General features: G+C 66.6%; 14 protein-coding genes. 10 read left to right on the top strand and 4 right to left on the bottom strand.

Annotated elements, in window-relative coordinates; genetic code table 11:
- Positions 1-3,531: a methylmalonyl-CoA mutase family protein gene (locus ACVWWW_RS06665; protein ID WP_027082727.1), complete on the bottom strand. Its 3,531-nt coding sequence runs from the start codon at positions 3,529-3,531 to the stop codon at positions 1-3.
- Positions 3,532-3,625: 94 nt separating this feature from the next.
- Here ACVWWW_RS06665 and ACVWWW_RS06660 point away from each other — a divergent pair, with 94 nt between their 5' ends.
- The 9 genes from ACVWWW_RS06660 (at position 3,626) to ACVWWW_RS06620 (ending at position 12,991) form a co-directional block, all read left to right on the top strand.
- Positions 3,626-4,894, top strand: coding sequence for a 2OG-Fe(II) oxygenase (locus ACVWWW_RS06660; RefSeq protein ID WP_027082726.1), 1,269 nt, complete (start codon positions 3,626-3,628; stop codon positions 4,892-4,894).
- Positions 4,895-5,256: 362 nt separating this feature from the next.
- A complete protein-coding gene (locus ACVWWW_RS06655; protein ID WP_027082725.1) occupies positions 5,257-6,360 on the top strand; it encodes a Glu/Leu/Phe/Val dehydrogenase dimerization domain-containing protein in 1,104 nt (367 codons plus the stop codon).
- Between the two features lie 201 nt (positions 6,361-6,561).
- The gene (locus tag ACVWWW_RS06650; RefSeq protein ID WP_027082724.1) at positions 6,562-7,719 is read left to right on the top strand and encodes an isovaleryl-CoA dehydrogenase; all 1,158 of its coding nucleotides are present in this window, start codon (positions 6,562-6,564) and stop codon (positions 7,717-7,719) included.
- 220 nt (positions 7,720-7,939) lie between these two features.
- On the top strand, positions 7,940-9,115 hold the full coding sequence (locus ACVWWW_RS06645) for an acetyl-CoA C-acyltransferase (RefSeq protein ID WP_027082723.1): 1,176 nt from the start codon (positions 7,940-7,942) through the stop codon (positions 9,113-9,115).
- Positions 9,116-9,235: 120 nt separating this feature from the next.
- Complete coding sequence (locus ACVWWW_RS06640) at positions 9,236-9,619, top strand: hypothetical protein (protein WP_051235011.1); 384 nt, start codon at positions 9,236-9,238, stop codon at positions 9,617-9,619.
- Between the two features lie 160 nt (positions 9,620-9,779).
- Positions 9,780-10,172 (top strand): hypothetical protein, encoded by a 393-nt coding sequence (locus ACVWWW_RS06635; RefSeq protein ID WP_027082722.1) that lies wholly within the window; start codon positions 9,780-9,782, stop codon positions 10,170-10,172.
- A 150-nt stretch (positions 10,173-10,322) separates the two neighbouring features.
- Positions 10,323-11,933: a carboxyl transferase domain-containing protein gene (locus ACVWWW_RS06630; protein WP_027082721.1), complete on the top strand. Its 1,611-nt coding sequence runs from the start codon at positions 10,323-10,325 to the stop codon at positions 11,931-11,933.
- A gap of 150 nt (positions 11,934-12,083) precedes the next feature.
- A complete protein-coding gene (locus ACVWWW_RS06625; RefSeq protein ID WP_027082720.1) occupies positions 12,084-12,644 on the top strand; it encodes a polymer-forming cytoskeletal protein in 561 nt (186 codons plus the stop codon).
- Positions 12,641-12,991: a hypothetical protein gene (locus ACVWWW_RS06620; protein WP_027082719.1), complete on the top strand. Its 351-nt coding sequence runs from the start codon at positions 12,641-12,643 to the stop codon at positions 12,989-12,991. The genes ACVWWW_RS06625 and ACVWWW_RS06620 overlap by 4 nt, the downstream gene beginning before the upstream one ends.
- A gap of 1 nt (position 12,992) precedes the next feature.
- Here ACVWWW_RS06620 and ACVWWW_RS06615 read toward each other — a convergent pair whose 3' ends face one another.
- From ACVWWW_RS06615 to ACVWWW_RS06605, 3 genes are read right to left on the bottom strand one after another with little or no spacing between them, the layout of a single operon-like run.
- Positions 12,993-13,235, bottom strand: a complete 243-nt coding sequence (locus tag ACVWWW_RS06615; RefSeq protein WP_051235009.1) for a DUF6587 family protein — start codon at positions 13,233-13,235, stop codon at positions 12,993-12,995.
- The gene (gene feoB, locus ACVWWW_RS06610) at positions 13,232-15,103 is read right to left on the bottom strand and encodes a ferrous iron transport protein B (RefSeq protein ID WP_027082717.1); all 1,872 of its coding nucleotides are present in this window, start codon (positions 15,101-15,103) and stop codon (positions 13,232-13,234) included. The genes ACVWWW_RS06615 and feoB overlap by 4 nt, the downstream gene beginning before the upstream one ends.
- On the bottom strand, positions 15,100-15,396 hold the full coding sequence (locus ACVWWW_RS06605) for a FeoA family protein (protein ID WP_051235417.1): 297 nt from the start codon (positions 15,394-15,396) through the stop codon (positions 15,100-15,102). The genes feoB and ACVWWW_RS06605 overlap by 4 nt, the downstream gene beginning before the upstream one ends.
- 119 nt (positions 15,397-15,515) lie before the next feature.
- Between ACVWWW_RS06605 and ACVWWW_RS06600 the strand changes: the two genes are divergently transcribed.
- Positions 15,516-16,301, top strand: a complete 786-nt coding sequence (locus tag ACVWWW_RS06600) for an enoyl-CoA hydratase-related protein (RefSeq protein ID WP_027082716.1) — start codon at positions 15,516-15,518, stop codon at positions 16,299-16,301.

Genomic DNA, 16,301 nt, shown 5'->3' with positions numbered 1-16,301 from the left:
TTACATGTTGCGGCGGTATTCGCCGCCGACTTCATACAACGCATGGCTGATCTGGCCAAGGCTGTGCGTCTTCACCGCCTCCATCAGCGCCTCGAACACGTTGCGGCGCTCGCGGGCGGTCTTCTGCAGGAAGCGTAGGCCGTCCCCTGCCCTTGCGTTGCGGTTGCCTTGGTAGCCGGCGACGTTGGTGATCTGCTGGCCCTTCTCTTCTTCGGTCGAGCGGATCAGTTCGATCTCGGTGGCGACGTCGGAGTGGCCGTCCTTGCCGAGGAAGGTATTGACGCCCACCAGCGGCAGCGAGCCGTCGTGCTTCTTGTGTTCGTAGTAGAGCGACTCTTCCTGGATCTTGCCGCGCTGGTACATGGTGTCCATGGCGCCCAGCACGCCGCCGCGCTCGCTGATGGCTTCGAACTCCTTGTAGACGGCTTCTTCGACGATGTCGGTGAGCTTGTCGACGATGAAGCTGCCCTGCCAGGGGTTCTCGTTGAAGTTCAGCCCCAGTTCCTTGTTGATGATCATCTGGATCGCGACGGCGCGGCGCACGCTTTCTTCCGTCGGCGTGGTGATGGCTTCATCGTAGGCGTTGGTATGCAGGCTGTTGCAGTTGTCGAACAGCGCGTACAGGGCCTGCAGCGTGGTGCGGATGTCGTTGAACTGGATCTCCTGCGCATGCAGGGACCGGCCGCTGGTCTGGATGTGGTACTTCATCATCTGGCTGCGTGCGGATGCGCCGTAGCGCTCGCGCATGGCGCGGGCCCAGATGCGGCGTGCGACGCGGCCGATGACGGTGTACTCCGGGTCCATGCCGTTGCTGAAGAAGAACGACAGGTTGGGCGCGAAGTCGTCGATGTTCATGCCACGCGCGAGGTAGTACTCGACGATGGTGAAGCCGTTGCTGAGGGTGAAAGCGAGCTGGCTGATCGGGTTCGCGCCGGCTTCGGCGATGTGGTAACCGCTGATCGACACCGAGTAGAAATTGCGGACCTTGCGGTCGACGAAGTACTGCTGGATGTCGCCCATCATGCGCAGGGCGAACTCGGTGCTGAAGATGCAGGTGTTCTGCGCCTGGTCTTCTTTCAGGATGTCGGCCTGCACGGTGCCGCGCACGGTTTGCAGCGTGTTCGCCTTGATGCGCTCGTACACCTCGGGTTCGACGATCTCGTCGCCCGTCACGCCCAGCAGGCCGAGGCCGAGGCCGTCGTGGCCTTCGGGTAGCGCGCCGTCGTACGTGGGGCGCGCGCGGCCTTCGAACAGAGCGTCGATCTTTTCGCGCGCGGCGAGCCAGCGTGCGTCGTCCTCGCGCAGGTACTTCTCCACCTGCTGGTCGATCGCGGTGTTCATGAACATCGCGAGGATCATCGGCGCGGGGCCGTTGATCGTCATCGACACCGACGTGGTGGGCGCGCACAGGTCGAAGCCGGAGTACAGCTTCTTCATGTCGTCGAGCGTGGGGATGTTGACGCCCGAGTTGCCGATCTTTCCGTAGATATCCGGGCGCGGCGCCGGGTCTTCGCCGTACAGCGTGACGCTGTCGAACGCGGTGGACAGACGCGCGGCCGGCTGGCCGACGCTGAGGTAATGGAAGCGGCGATTGGTGCGTTCCGGCGTGCCCTCGCCCGCGAACATGCGGATCGGGTCTTCGCCGGTGCGGCGGTACGGATACACGCCGCCGGTGTACGGGTATTCGCCCGGCAGGTTTTCCTTCTGCAGGAACGTGAGCAGCTCGCCCCAGCCCTTGTAGGTGGGCGCGGCGATCTTCGGGATCTTCTGGTGGCTCAGCGACTCGCGGTAGTTCTTGACGCGGATGACCTTGTCGCGAACGGTGTATTCGTTGACGTCGTCGGTGATCGACTTCAGGCGCGCCGGCCACGCGCGCAGCAGCTTGAGCGCTTCGGCGGTGAGCGACTGCACGGCGTCGTTGTAGCGCTGGCGCAGGATCAGCAGCGTGCGGTCGACGGGGCGCTCGTTCGGCACCGTCACCACCGGCGACGGGCTGTCGGGCACGTTCATGCCGGCCGGCTGCACGTCGCTGGTCGCGGTGAGGTCGTTGCTGTCGTAGAGGTCCAGCGCCTTCGGTAGCTTGGCGTCGCCGAGTTCCTTCAGCGCGTCCCACATCGACTGTGCGCGGTCCGCGGTTTCGGCCTGCGTTTCGATCTGGCGATTGATGCCGCGGCCCTGCTCGGCGATCTCGGCGAGGTAGCGCACGCGGCTGCCGGGAATCAGCACGGTGGCGCGCGGTTCGCGCAGCGAGGTGTCGATGTCGGGCGTCCACTTCTCGCTCGGCAGCTGCAGCTTTTCGCGCAGCAGGCGGCAGAGGTTGGCGAACATCCAGCTGACGCCGGGGTCGTTGAACTGCGATGCGATGGTGGGATAGACCGGGACGTCCTCGTCCTTAGTCTGGAACGCGACGCGGTTGCGCTTCCACTGCTTGCGCACGTCGCGCAGCGCGTCTTCGGCGCCGCGCTTGTCGAATTTGTTGAGCACGACGAGATCGGCGAAGTCGAGCATGTCGATCTTCTCGAGCTGGCTGGGCGCGCCGAAGTCGGAGGTCATCACATACATCGGGAAATCGACGAGGTCGACGATCTCCGAATCGCTCTGGCCGATGCCCGCGGTTTCGACGATGACGAGGTCGTAACCGGTGCCCTTGAGGAAGCCGATGCAATCACGCAGCACGAGGTTGGTGGCGGCGTGCTGGCGGCGCGTGGCCATCGAGCGCATGTACACGCGGTTGCTGCGCAGCGAATTCATGCGGATGCGGTCACCCAGCAGCGCGCCACCGGTGCGGCGACGCGTGGGGTCGACCGAGATCACCGCGATGCGCATGCCGGGGAAGCTGGCGAGGAAGCGGTTGAGCAGCTCGTCGGTGACTGACGACTTGCCGGCGCCGCCGGTGCCGGTGATGCCGATGACGGGCGTCTTGCTGCCGGCCAGCTGCCACTGCTTGCGCAGGTGTGAGAGCTGCGCTTCGTCGAGCGCGCCCTCTTCGATCGCGCTGAGCATGCGGCCGAGCGAGATTTCGTCGTCGATGGCGGGCGTCGTGGTGTCCGGCGCGCTGTCGAGGCGCGCGGCACCGGCACGGCGCACGACGTCCTCGATCATCGCGACCAGGCCCATGTGCATGCCGTCGTTCGGGTGGTAGATGCGCTCCACGCCGTAGGCCTGCAGCTCGCGGATCTCCTCCGGCGTGATGGTGCCGCCGCCGCCGCCGAACACGCGGATGTGGCTGGCGCCGCGCTCCTTCAGCATGTCGACCATGTACTTGAAGTACTCGACGTGGCCGCCCTGGTAGGACGACAGCGCGATGGCGTCGGCGTCTTCCTGCAACGCGGCGCGCACCACGTCCTCGACCGAGCGGTTGTGGCCGAGGTGGATGACCTCGGCGCCCTCGCCCTGGATCAGGCGACGCATGATGTTGATGGCGGCGTCGTGCCCGTCGAACAGGCTCGCGGCGGTGACGAAACGCAGCGGCGTCGCGGTTTCCGTGGCGGTGGCGGTGGATTCGGGCAGGCGGTCGGCTGGCGAGCTCATGGCGGTCGCACATCTATTTCTAAGGATGGCCCGATTGTAACAAGGCGACCGTACGGCTCCTGAGACGCGCGTAGGGTCGGTTACGCTGCGCGCCATGAACGATTCGAACGATCTCGCCGCGCTGCGCGCGAAGGCCGCCAGCGGCACCCCCGACGACCTCCACCGACTCGCCGCCGGCCTCGTCGCCGAGCTGGAAATGGAGGAGGCCTACGAGGTCCATACGAAGGCCGCGGCTGCGGGGCATGTGGGGTCGATGGTCGAGCTCGGGCGGATGCGGATGCACGGCATCGGCACCGACACCGACGTGCCGGGCGCGGTGCAGGCCTTCGAGCGCGCCGAGGCCGCGGGCCAGCCGATCGCCGGCTATTTCCTCGCGCTGATCGGGCTGGGCAATACCGCCGTGCCGCGCGATGAGAAAGTCGGCGCGCGCCTGCTGGCCGCCGTGCAGGCCGGACACCCGCCCGCGCTGCGCGCCGCGGCGATCCATTTCGGGCGCAAGCCCAACCTGCAGGACCAGTCGCTGGCGATCCAGCTGCTGGACCATGCCGCCGGCCGCGGCGATGCGGTGGCCGCGCAACTGCTGGCCGAGCGCCTGCGTCGCGGCGAAGGCGTGGCTGCGAATCCGGAGGCGGCGTCGCAACTGAAAGCACGCCTGCGCGAGAGCGGCTTTCCGGATCTCATCGAAATCGTCGCGGTGCCCGCCGCGCCCAAGCGCCTCGTTCCGCCGTCTACGCTGACGCTGGAGGAAGTGCTCGATCCGCCTGCGCCGACCGTTCTTTCCGAAGCGCCCGGCATCGCGCAGTTCGACGGGCTGTTGTCGGTCGACGAATGCCGACTGCTGGTCGCGAGCGCGCATCCGATGCTTCGTCCATCGCACGTGCATTCGCCGGATGGCCGCGACGTGGCGCGTGAATCGCTGCGCACGAGCAGCGATGCATCGTTCGACCCATTGATCGAAGACTTCGCGCTGCGCCTCGTGCAGCTGCGCATGGCCGCGGCCGCGGGCGTGGAACTCGTCGACGCCGAACAACTCATCGTGCTGCGCTACGAACCGGGCCAGGAATACCGCCCGCATCGCGACTACCTGCCGCCCGACGCGATCGAACGCGACGGCCCGCAGGCCGGCAATCGTCGACGCACGATCTGCGCGTATCTCAATACGCCGGCGGAAGGCGGTGCGACGGAGTTTGCGGCGCGTGGGATTCGCGTCGAGCCGGTGGCCGGGCGTGCGGTGGTGTTCGACAACCTCGATGCGGATGGAAAGCCCCAGGCCGATTCGCTGCATGCCGGACTGCCGGTGGGACGCGGCGAGAAGTGGCTGGCGACGCTCTGGCTGCGCGAGCGGGCTTATCGGGCTTATTGATGCAGCGCTGCGCGACGGTCGAGTCGTGCGCGGGCGCCTCTTCTTCAGATGCCACGTCGCAAACCGCGGAAAGGCCAAGCGTGACAGTGGCGCCTAGCCACGCCTCCGCGCTAGGCCTCGCGCTGAAACGCTCGTCATAACGCCGCGATCAAGCGGCCGTACGCCTGCGCACGGCGCGGTCGCAGCTTCCCGTGGCTTCCAGGTGGAGGCCCCGATAACGCGAATGGACTAAAATCCCGCTTCTGTGTCGGGCGGGTTCGCGCCGGGCACGCGGTGCCACTCCTGTCGTATCAACGACTTAACCAACCCAGTCGGCCGGAAAGCGCGGAGCGCGTTTCGTCAGTGCCGACGCGGAGCCCGAGATGATCTTCGAAACCCTCGACACCACCGGCCACGAGCAGGTCGTTTTCTGCCACAACAAGGACGCGGGCCTCAAGGCCATCATCGCGATCCACAACACCGTGCTCGGCCCGGCTCTGGGCGGGACGCGCATGTGGCCGTACGCGAGCGAGCAGGAAGCGCTGAACGACGTGCTGCGCCTGTCGCGCGGCATGACGTACAAGAACGCGGTCGCGGGCCTGGACATCGGCGGTGGCAAGGCGGTGATCATCGGTGATCCGGCCAAGGACAAGTCCGAAGCGCTGTTCCGCGCGTTCGGCAAGTTCGTTGACTCACTGGGCGGCCGTTACATCACGGCCGAGGACGTCGGCATCGACGTCAACGACATGGAATACGTCTACCGCGAAACCGAATACGTCACCGGCGTGCACCAGGTGCATGGCGGGTCGGGCGATCCGTCGCCGTTCACTGCGTACGGCGCGCTGCAGGGCCTGATGGCCACGCTCAACCGTAAGTACGGCAACGAGGAAGTCGGCAACTATTCCTACGCCGTGCAGGGCCTCGGCCATGTCGGCATGGAATACGTGAAGCTGCTGCGCGAGCGCGGCGCCAAGGTGTTCGTCACCGACATCAACAAGAGCCTGGTTGCGCACGCGGTCGACGAGTACGGCGCCGAAGCGGTGTCGACCGACGAGATCTATGACGTGCCGGCCGACGTCTACTCGCCGTGCGCGCTCGGCGGCACCGTCAACGAGAAGACGCTGCCGCGCCTGAAGGCCAAGATCATCTGCGGCGCGGCGAACAACCAGCTCGCGAACAACGCGATCGGCGACGAAGTCGAGAAGCGCGGCATCGTCTACGCGCCGGACTACGCGGTGAACGCGGGCGGCGTGATGAACGTTGCGCTCGAGATCACCGGCTACAACCGTGAACGCGCGATGCGCATGATGCGCACGATCTATCACAACCTCGCGCGCATCTACGAGATCGCCGACCGTGACGGCATCCCGACCTACAAGGCCGCGGACCGCATGGCCGAGGAGCGCATCGCGATGCTCGGCAAGCTCAAGCTTCCGCTGGGCCGTTCGAAGCCGCGCTTCGAAGGTCGCATCCGCGGCGGCCACTGATTTATCGGTCTCTGACCGATGAATCCCCTGCGCTTTTCGCGTTGCGGAAAGCTCGGGCCCCAGTCTTCAGCTCCCACAACCCCCGCCGCTGTCGCGGCGCCCCCCTTGACTCAAGGGGGCTGCGGGAAATGCACGTGCGCATTCGGCCGCTCCGTTCGCCGTAGCGCGCGACGTAATCCAGATCAGGCGAGGCGATTGACGATGCGACCGTTCCCTCTCGGTGAAGAGATCGATGCCCTGCGCGACGCCGTGCGTCGCTTCGCCGACGCCGAGATCGCCCCGCGCGCCGCGCAGATCGATCACGACAACGTCTTCCCGCAGGACCTGTGGCCGAAGCTCGGCGAGATGGGCCTGCTCGGCATGACGGTGCCGGGCGAATACGGTGGCAGCGAGATGGGCTACCTCGCGCATGTCGTCGCGATGGAGGAGATCTCGCGTGCATCGGGTTCCGTCGGCCTGTCGTACGGCGCGCATTCGAACCTGTGCGTGTCGAACCTCTACGCCAACGGCAACGAGGCGCAGCGCAGCAAGTACCTGCCGAAGCTGTGCACCGGCGAATGGAAGGGCGCGCTTGCGATGAGCGAGCCGGGTGCGGGCTCCGACGTCGTCGGATCGATGAGCTGCCGTGCCGAACTGCGCGACGGCGTGTGGGTCGCGAACGGCAACAAGATGTGGATCACCAACGGCCCCGAAGCCGACGTCCTCATCGTCTACATGCGCACCGCGGGCAAGGACGCGGGCAGCAAATGCATGACGGCCTTCATCGTCGAAAAAGGCATGAAGGGTTTCAGCACGGCGCAGAAGCTAGACAAGCTCGGCATGCGCGGCTCGAACACCTGCGAGCTGGTGTTCGACAGCTGCGAGATTCCGCAGGAGAACGTGCTCGGCGAGGTCAACAACGGCGTCAAGGTGCTGATGTCGGGCCTCAACACCGAACGCCTCGTGCTGACCGGCGGCCCGCTCGGGCTCATGCAGGCCGCGCTCGACATCACCCTGCCCTACGTGCGTGAGCGCAAGCAGTTCGACCAAGCCATCGGCACGTTCGGACTGATGCAGGGCAAGGTTGCCGACATGTATACGTCGCTGCAGTCGTCGCGTGCGTTCGCGTACCAGGTGGCGCGCGATTACGACGCCGGGCACAAGTCGCGCGTCGATGCGGCGTCGTGCCTGCTGCATGCGTCGGAAGCCGCCGTCCAGGTGACGCTCGAAGCGATCCAGTCGCTCGGCGGCAACGGCTACATCAACGAGTACCCGACCGGCCGCCTGCTTCGCGACGCCAAGCTCTATGCGATCGGCGCCGGCACGAACGAGATCCGCCGCATGCTGATCGGCCGCGAGTTGTTCGCCGGCAACGACTGACCGGTCTCACGCGATACCTGAAACGGGCGGCCTCGGCTGCCCGTTTTTGTTTTGGCGGTTTGCCGGCGGCTCGCCGGCCCGGGCCGATCGCGGGGCCGGTCGGGAGCCAACGTCCATCGCTGAAACACTGCGGTCTCCTACGGTTTGCGGCACCGCAACATGCCGCCGCATAATCGGGTGGTTCCGGCCCCGGCGCCGGCTGCCTTTACCGGAGTTCGCCATGAGCGACGTCGTCATCGTCGGTGCCAAGCGCACCGCCATCGGTTCCTTCCTCGGCCAGTTCACCGGCGTCCCGACCCCGGAGCTGGGCGCCACCGCCATCCGCGGTGCGCTGGAGCAGGCCGGCATCGCCAACGACACCGTGCAGGAAGTGCTGATGGGCTGCGTGCTGCCCGCGGGCCTCGGCCAGGCACCGGCGCGCCAGGCGGCGATCGCCGCGGGCGTGCCGACGTCCGCCGCCTGCATCACCATCAACAAGGTATGCGGCTCGGGCATGAAGGCGATGATGCTGGCCGCCGACATGATCCGCGCGGGCTCGGCGGAAGTCGTTGTCGCCGGCGGCATGGAGTCGATGACCAATGCGCCGCACCTGCTCAACGGCTCGCGCACCGGCATCCGCTACGGCTCGGGCGAACTGCTCGACCACATGGCGCACGACGGCCTGACCAATCCGTACGACGGCAAGGCCATGGGCGTGTTCGGCGATGCGGCCTGCACGAAGTACGAATACACGCGCGAAACGCTAGACGCTTACGCCGCCGAGAGCGTCAAGCGCGCGCAGAACGCGGTGCAGTCGGGCGCGTTCAAGGCGGAGATCGTTCCGGTCACGGTGAAGGGTCGCAAGGGCGACGTCGTGGTCGACACCGACGAAGAGCCGGGCAAGATCGATGCGTCGAAGATCCCGTCGCTGCGCGCTGCATTCGGCAAGGAAGGCCTGCTCACCGCCGCCACGTCGTCGAAGATTTCCGACGGCGCGGCCGCCGCAGTGCTGATGTCGGCCGAAGCCGCGCAGCGTCTGGGTGCGAAGCCCATCGCGCGCGTCGTCGCGTATGCGGGCCATGCGCAGGAGCCGGAGTGGTTCACGACTGCACCGATCGAAGCGACGCGTCGCGTGCTGGAAAAAGCGGGTTGGACGGTCAACGACGTCGATCTCTTCGAGATCAACGAAGCCTTTGCGTGCGTCGCGATGGCGCCGATGAAAGACCTCGGAATCCCGCACGAAAAGCTCAACGTCAACGGTGGTGCTGTTGCGCTGGGTCATCCGATCGGCGCGAGCGGTGCGCGACTTGTGGTGACACTAATTCACGCGCTCATCGCACGCGGCGGCACGCGCGGTGTAGCATCGCTGTGCATCGGCGGTGGCGAAGCCACTGCGCTTGCAATCGAAATCATCTGAAGTTAAAGAATCGTGATAAGCCGCTCGTCAAGCGATCGCTTGACATGTCGCAGCCGCTTGTCATCATGTTTAGGGCGCGCAAATGCGCGTTGCCAAACCACACGACGAGGAATTGACCCGATGAACACCAACAAGGCGCTGATCGCCCTGGCCCTGGGCCTGGCTCTGACCGCTTGCTCGAACAAGGACCAGGCTGCCGACTCCGCCGCTCAGGCGCAGCAGGACGCCGCGACGGCTCAGGCCGCTGCCGACGCGACCGCCGCTACGGATCCGAACGCTGCTGGCGCTGCGCAGGCTGCCGCTGACACCGCCGCCAAGGCTGCTGACGCTGCTGCGACCTCGGCTGACGCCGCTGCCGCTGCTCCGACCGCTGGCCAGGCTGACAACGCTGCCGACGCCGCCGACAAGGCTGCCGACGCTGCTGACGCTGCCAAGGACGCTGCCCAGGCTGCCAAGCCGGACACCGCCCCGGCCGCTACGCCGGCAGCTCCCGAGAAGAAGTAATTCTTCGAAGGCTGCTGTAGCATTTGGAAAAGCCGTCGGTCATCCGGCGGCTTTTTCCATGGTCAGTGAACGATAAGCCGGCTCGTCCGGAGTGATGCGCGCACTGGCGTTGCCTGACTGTAGTGATATCTCGTTTCAGACAACTCCTAGGAGACTGCACATGAATACCAAGCTCTTCGTCCTCCTCGTCGCTGCTGCCCTCTCGCTGTCGGCTTGCAAGAACGACACCCCGACCGCGCAGAACGAAGCCGACCAGGCTGCCGCTGCCGCGCAGAACGCTGGCGACAAGGCTGCTGACGCCGCCGCCGCCGCGGGCAACGCCGCCGCCGAAGGCGCCGACGCCGCTGCCGCCGCCACCGGCGAAGCCGCTGCACAGGCTGGCCAGGCTGTCGACAACGCTGCCGACCACGCCGCTGCTGCCGCGAACGACGCTGCCGCCACGGCTGCCAACGCTACGGCCACCGCCGCGCAGAACACCGCCGACGCTGCCCAGAACGTTGCCAACAAGGCCGACGCTGCTGCGGAAGAAGCCAAGGCCGACGCGAAGAAGTAATCGCGTCGTTCTCGAAGTACCGAAGGCCCGCGAAAGCGGGCCTTCTTCGTTTCAGGCGCGACGCCACGTACGCGCCGCGACATCGGCGAACGGCTGGCCCGACGTGCCGCCATGTGGTTTGATCGCGCGTCCCTTACGCACCAAGCGCCCATGCCCGTCATCGAAAGCCAGATCGACCCGCGCTCTGCGGATTTCCAGCAGAACGTCGAGCATCACCGCGCACTCGTCGATGAGCTGAGGCAGCGTCTTGCACGCGCCGCGGAAGGCGGCGGCGAGAAGGCGCGCGAGAAGCATGTGTCGCGCGGAAAGCTGCTCGCCCGCGATCGCATCACCACGCTGCTCGATGAAGGCTCGCCCTTCCTCGAGATCGCACCGCTCGCCGCGGAAGGCATGTACGACGACGCAGCGCCAGCAGCCGGCATGGCCTGCGGCATCGGTCGTGTCATGGGTCAAGAGGTGGTAATCGTTGCGAACGACGCGACGGTCAAGGGCGGCACCTACTTCCCGATGACGGTGAAGAAGCATCTTCGTGCGCAGGAAGTCGCGCTCGAGAACAACCTGCCCTGCATTTACCTCGTCGATTCCGGCGGTGCATTCCTTCCGTTGCAGGACGAGGTATTTCCCGACAAGGAACATTTCGGCCGCATCTTCTACAACCAGGCGCGCATGTCGGCGGTCAACATTCCGCAGGTCGCGGTGGTGATGGGCAGTTGCACCGCGGGCGGCGCGTACGTGCCGGCGATGTGCGACGAGAGCGTCATCGTCAAGGAACAGGGCACGATCTTCCTCGGTGGCCCGCCGCTGGTGAAAGCCGCAACGGGCGAGGTCGTCGACGCCGAAGCACTCGGTGGCGCGGACGTGCACACGAGCGTGTCGGGCGTGGCGGATCACTTCGCGCAGGACGACGACCACGCATTGCAGATCGCGCGCGACATCGTGAAGAGCTTCAATCGTCGCAAGGTGTTGCGCGTTGCATCGATTCCCTCGCGCGAGCCGCTGCATCCAGCCGATGAGCTTTACGGCATCGTCCCGAAGGATGCGCGTCGTCCGTTCGACATCCGCGAAGTGATCACACGCATCGTCGACGGCAGCGAATTCCAGGAATTCAAGGCGCGCTACGGCAAGACGCTGGTCACCGGTTTCGCGCACCTGCACGGCTATCCGGTCGGCATCGTCGCCAACAACGGCATCCTGTTCGCCGAGAGCGCACTCAAGGGTGCGCACTTCATCGAGCTCTGCAACCAGCGCGGCATTCCGCTGGTGTTCCTGCAGAACATCACCGGCTTCATGGTCGGCCGCAAATACGAGAACGCGGGCATAGCGAAGGACGGCGCGAAGATGGTGACCGCGGTGGCGTGCTCGCATGTACCGAAGTTCACCGTCGTCATCGGCGGCAGCTTCGGCGCCGGCAACTACGCGATGTGCGGCCGCGCCTACGGCGCGCGCTTCCTGTGGATGTGGCCGAATGCGCGCATCTCGGTGATGGGCGGCGAACAGGCCGCGAGCGTGCTGGCGACGGTGCGTCGCGATGCGCTCGAAGGCGCTGGCAAATCGTGGAGCTCTGAAGACGAAGAAGCTTTCAAGGCGCCGATCCGCGACCAGTACGAGTCGCAGGGGAACCCGTACTACGCCACCGCCCGGCTGTGGGACGACGGCATCATCGACCCCGCGGACACCCGTCGCGTGCTCGGACTCGGCATCTCGGCATCGCTCAACGCACCCATCGAAGATCGCACGCGCTTCGGCGTGTTCCGGATGTAGGTCGGGCCGCGACCTGAACCGTATCGAACGCAACGCAGGGCTTACACGTTGCGGTGACGCCCAGCGTCAGTACGGGGCCCTGGGTCACGGTTTTGGGGTCAAGACCGCGTGATAGGCTCGGCCTTCACTTCCCGCCCCCGAGGGACACCGATGGCGATTTTCCCGAATACCAACACCAACAAGCGCGATCTGCCTGCGCCGCAGCCGGAAACGGCGCTCGGCAAGGATCCGTCGCCCAACGAGTTCGCGTTCGCGACTACGCCGGCCTCGGCCTCCGCCAATCCAGCGATCTCCCCTGCTCCCGCGCCGACCGCTGCACGCGCGGCGGCCCGCGCGACGCAGGAATCGATCATCGCGTCCGATCTATCGATCGAAGGCAAGATCCTGGGCGCCGGCAGCGTGCGCGTTGCGGGTCGTTTCACCGGCGACATCGCGGTGGAAGGCGACCTGACGATCGAAGTCGGTGCGCGCGTCAACGGCGGCGTCAAGGCACGTCGCGTGACCGTCGCGGGCGAGCTCGAAGGCAACGTCGAGTCGGCGCAGCGCGTCGAGGTCATCGAAAGCGGTTCGATCGTCGGCGACGTCAAGGCCGGCACCGTCACCGTCGCGCCGGGCGCGCGCATGCGCGGCATGGTCGAGTTCGGCTGGGACGACAGCGCCAACGGTCGCAAGCCGAAGAACGACAAGACGGACACCGACAGCGCCGCATGAGCGCTGTTCGGCCCGGCACGCCGGGTGCGACACGGACCTGTCCGCACTGCAGGACGACCATCCTCGAAACCGCGAGCGTGTGCCCGGGGTGCAAGCACCATTTGCGCTTCGATGCACCGAAGGAAGCCGAGCGGACGACGTCGCTCGCGGTCGAAGGTTCGCTTCGCTCGGATCGTCCGGGCGAAGCCGTCGAGTACACCATGGTGATGGTGATCCGTAACGAGCGCGGCGAGGAAGTCGACCGCAAGGTCGTCGGCGTCGGCGCGCTCGAAGGCACGCAGAGCCGCACCTTCAGTGTGTCCGTTGAGACGAACGTGGTGCCGGCCGGCAAGGGCCGGCGCCGCTGATTCAGCGCTTGGGTTCGCAGCCGTTGCAGCTGCCGCAGCCGTCCTGGATTCGCGGTGCGGGTGCGAGGCGGCGGCCGAGTTTCGCTATCGAGGCCGAACCGCTGTCGATCATGCGGATTGCGATCCAGCCTCGCAGTCGTCGAGACGTTCCTGGCAACCGCGTACGGAAGACGTAGACCGCGCTCGCGATCACCGCGAGCGCGACGATGATCTGCTGCAGCACGATGCCGGTGTTCATCGTCATGCACCCAGCGCGTGCGCGACCTGGTAGGTCAGCAGCGACGCCAGGTAGGCGAGCGCGAACAGGTAGCCTGCAGCGATGCCGACCTGCTTCCACGAATTCGTTTCGCGACGGATCGTGGCGAGCGTCGAGATGCACTGCGGTGCGTAGATGTACCAGACCAGCAACGACAGCGCGGTCGCTAGTGACCAGCCCTGCGCGATGATCGGCGACAGCGAATCCGCCGCATTCGGATCGTTCGCATTCGCCAGCGCGTAGACCGTCGCCAGCGACGCCACCGCGACTTCACGCGCCGCGAGCCCGGGCACCAGGGCGATGCAGATCTGCCAGTTGAAGCCGAGCGGCGCGAACACCGACGTCATCGCATGGCCGATCCGGCCGGCGAAGCTGTAATCGATCGCGGAACCGCTGAAACCCGCGGGCGGCGTCGGGAACGTCAACAACACCCACAGCAGCACCGTCAGCGCGAGGATAATGCCGCCGACGCGCTTGAGGAAGATCGATGCACGCTCCCACAGGCCGATGGCGAGGTCGCGCGGGTGCGGCACGCGATACGACGGAAGCTCGAGCATCAGCGGATGCTCGCCCTTGTCGCGGCGCCACTTCTTCATGACCCACGCCACCGACAGCGCGCTCAGGATGCCCGCAGCGTAAAGCGCGAACAGCACGAGCCCCTGCAGGTTGAGCACGCCGAACACCTGGCGTCGCGGGATGAAGGCGCCGATCAGTAGCGCATATACGGGCAAGCGCGCCGAACACGTCATCAGCGGCGCGACGAGGATGGTGGCGAGGCGATCGCGCGGATCCTGGATCGAGCGCGTCGCCATGATTCCAGGAATCGCGCAGGCGAAGCTCGACAGCAAAGGGATGAACGATCGGCCCGACAGACCGGCCGCCGCCATCGTGCGATCGAGCAGGAATGCCGCGCGCGGCAGGTAACCGGATTCCTCGAGCGCGAGGATGAAGAAGAACAGCACCAGGATCTGCGGCAGGAACACCACAACGCTGCCCGCGCCCTTGATCACGCCATCGCCTAGCAGGCTCGTAAGCGGTCCGGGCGGCAGCGTGGTGCTGACGGCCGCGGCCAGCCACGTCGCGCCGGCGTCGATGAGATCGGCCACCGGCGTCGCCCAGACGTACACCGCCTGGAAGATCAGGAACATCACCGCGACGAACGCGAGCAGTCCAACGACCGGATGCAGCAACCAGCGATCAAGCGCGTCGTCGATCTTCGCGGTGCGGCGCGGCATGCGCACGGCCGCGTTGAGGATCGCGCGCGTGCGCGCGTGCAGCGCATCGATGTCGGTCGCGCTGCTGCCGGCGTTGTGCAGGTCGATGGGCGGCATCGATGCGCTGCCGCGATCGATCGCGTCGACGAGTTCCTTCGCGCCGCCGTTGCGCACCGCGATGGTCGGCACCACCGGCACGCCGAGTTCGCGTTCGAGCGCCGCCATGTCGACTTCGATGCCCCGACGTCGCGCCGCGTCCATCATGTTGACCGCGACGATCATCGGACGGCCCAGCTCACGGACTTCCAGCGCGAATCGCAGGTGCAGGCGCAGGTTGGTGGCGTCGACGACGCAGACGATGACGTCCGGCGCGGGTTCGCCCGGATAGAAGCCGCGACAGAGATCGCGCGTCACCGCTTCGTCGAGGCTGGCGGCCTGCAGGCTGTACGCGCCTGGCAGGTCGAGCACGACGTATTCGCGGCCGGACGGCGCGGAGAAGCGGCCTTCCTTGCGCTCCACCGTGACGCCCGCATAGTTCGCGACCTTCTGGCGGCTGCCAGTCAGGCGATTGAACAGCGCGGTCTTCCCGCAATTGGGATTGCCGACCAGCGCGAGCCGCAGCGTGCCGGCCTCGACGCTCATGCCTGCACCGCTTCGGGTTCGGAATCGCGTGCCGGTTCGGCGTCGGCGGGAACGGCTTCCGTCAGACGCACCTTGATCCGGTCGGCCTCGCGACGGCGCAGCGCGAAGCGGGTGAAACCGATCTGGACCAGCAGCGGCTCCGCGCCGACCGGACCAGCCGCCATCACCTCGACCTGCTCGCCGCCGACGAAGCCGAGCTCGCGCAGGCGCCGGGCGACGATGTCGTTCGGCATCGCGTCCTCGACGGCGAGGACAGTCGCCGCGGTGCGGAAAGGCAGCTCGGACAGTCTCACGACGGCGCGTCGACCCAAATGGGAATTGTTCTCATTCTAACACCGGCACGGCCGTTCGGATGCTGAAGGCGCGCACGATCGACCGGCTATCATCCGGTGCCTCCCGCCGACGCCCGTCCATGAGCCACCCCCTGCTCCACCTGCGCGAGGGCGCCGTCGCCCGCCTGAGACTCAACCGGCCGCAGCTGCACAACGCTTTCGACGCCACGGTGATCGCCGCGCTGACCGGCGCGCTGGACGCGGTGGCGCGCGACCCGGACGTCCGCGTGGTGGTGATCGAAGGCGAAGGCGCGTCGTTCTCGGCGGGCGCGGACCTGAACTGGATGCGCGGCATGGCGGCGGCCGGCGAAGACGAAAACCGTCGCGACGCCCTCGCCCTCGCGCGCCTCATGCGTACGCTCGACGAGCTGCCGAAGCCGACCATCGCGCGTGTGCATGGCGCGGCGTTCGGTGGCGGTGTCGGGCTGGTGGCCTGCTGCGACATTGCGATCGCGACGACGAACGCGAAGTTCGGCCTGACCGAAAGCAAGCTCGGCCTGCTGCCTGCGGTGATCTCCCCTTACGTGATCGAAGCGATCGGCGCGCGCGAATCGCGTCGCTGGTTCGCGACAGCAGAATTGTTCGACGCTGCGACGGCCTACCGCATCGGCTTGCTGCACGAGATCGTCGATGACGACGCGGCGCTCGACACCGCCGTGCAACGACAGATCGACCTGCTACTGAAAGCCGGCCCGATCGCTGCCGCCGAGGCGAAATCGCTGGTGCGTCGCGTCGCATCGCACAGTGACCGCACGCGCCACGACGCCGACAACGCCGACCTCATCGCCCGCCTGCGCGTTTCGCCCGAAGGTCAGGAAGGCCTCGGGGCGTTCCTCGAAAAGCGCAAGCCCAGCTGGCATTCCTGA

The sequence above is a fragment of the Lysobacter sp. HA18 genome (genome assembly GCF_054057595.1).
Note: the sequence above shows the minus strand (reverse complement) of the source record. Positions and strands in the feature narration are given on the sequence as shown.

What these genes read in the sequence shown, in the direction of transcription:
- ACVWWW_RS06630 (WP_027082721.1), top strand. Translation starts at nt 10,323, where the DNA reads ATGCCCGTCATCGAAAGCCAGATCGACCCGCGCTCTGCGGATTTCCAG.
- ACVWWW_RS06645 (WP_027082723.1), top strand. Translation starts at nt 7,940, where the DNA reads ATGAGCGACGTCGTCATCGTCGGTGCCAAGCGCACCGCCATCGGTTCC.
- ACVWWW_RS06665 (WP_027082727.1), bottom strand. Translation starts at nt 3,531, where the DNA reads ATGAGCTCGCCAGCCGACCGCCTGCCCGAATCCACCGCCACCGCCACG.
- ACVWWW_RS06640 (WP_051235011.1), top strand. Translation starts at nt 9,236, where the DNA reads ATGAACACCAACAAGGCGCTGATCGCCCTGGCCCTGGGCCTGGCTCTG.
- feoB (WP_027082717.1), bottom strand. Translation starts at nt 15,103, where the DNA reads ATGAGCGTCGAGGCCGGCACGCTGCGGCTCGCGCTGGTCGGCAATCCC.
- ACVWWW_RS06660 (WP_027082726.1), top strand. Translation starts at nt 3,626, where the DNA reads ATGAACGATTCGAACGATCTCGCCGCGCTGCGCGCGAAGGCCGCCAGC.
- ACVWWW_RS06650 (WP_027082724.1), top strand. Translation starts at nt 6,562, where the DNA reads ATGCGACCGTTCCCTCTCGGTGAAGAGATCGATGCCCTGCGCGACGCC.
- ACVWWW_RS06600 (WP_027082716.1), top strand. Translation starts at nt 15,516, where the DNA reads ATGAGCCACCCCCTGCTCCACCTGCGCGAGGGCGCCGTCGCCCGCCTG.
- ACVWWW_RS06615 (WP_051235009.1), bottom strand. Translation starts at nt 13,235, where the DNA reads ATGACGATGAACACCGGCATCGTGCTGCAGCAGATCATCGTCGCGCTC.
- ACVWWW_RS06655 (WP_027082725.1), top strand. Translation starts at nt 5,257, where the DNA reads ATGATCTTCGAAACCCTCGACACCACCGGCCACGAGCAGGTCGTTTTC.
- ACVWWW_RS06625 (WP_027082720.1), top strand. Translation starts at nt 12,084, where the DNA reads ATGGCGATTTTCCCGAATACCAACACCAACAAGCGCGATCTGCCTGCG.
- ACVWWW_RS06635 (WP_027082722.1), top strand. Translation starts at nt 9,780, where the DNA reads ATGAATACCAAGCTCTTCGTCCTCCTCGTCGCTGCTGCCCTCTCGCTG.
- ACVWWW_RS06620 (WP_027082719.1), top strand. Translation starts at nt 12,641, where the DNA reads ATGAGCGCTGTTCGGCCCGGCACGCCGGGTGCGACACGGACCTGTCCG.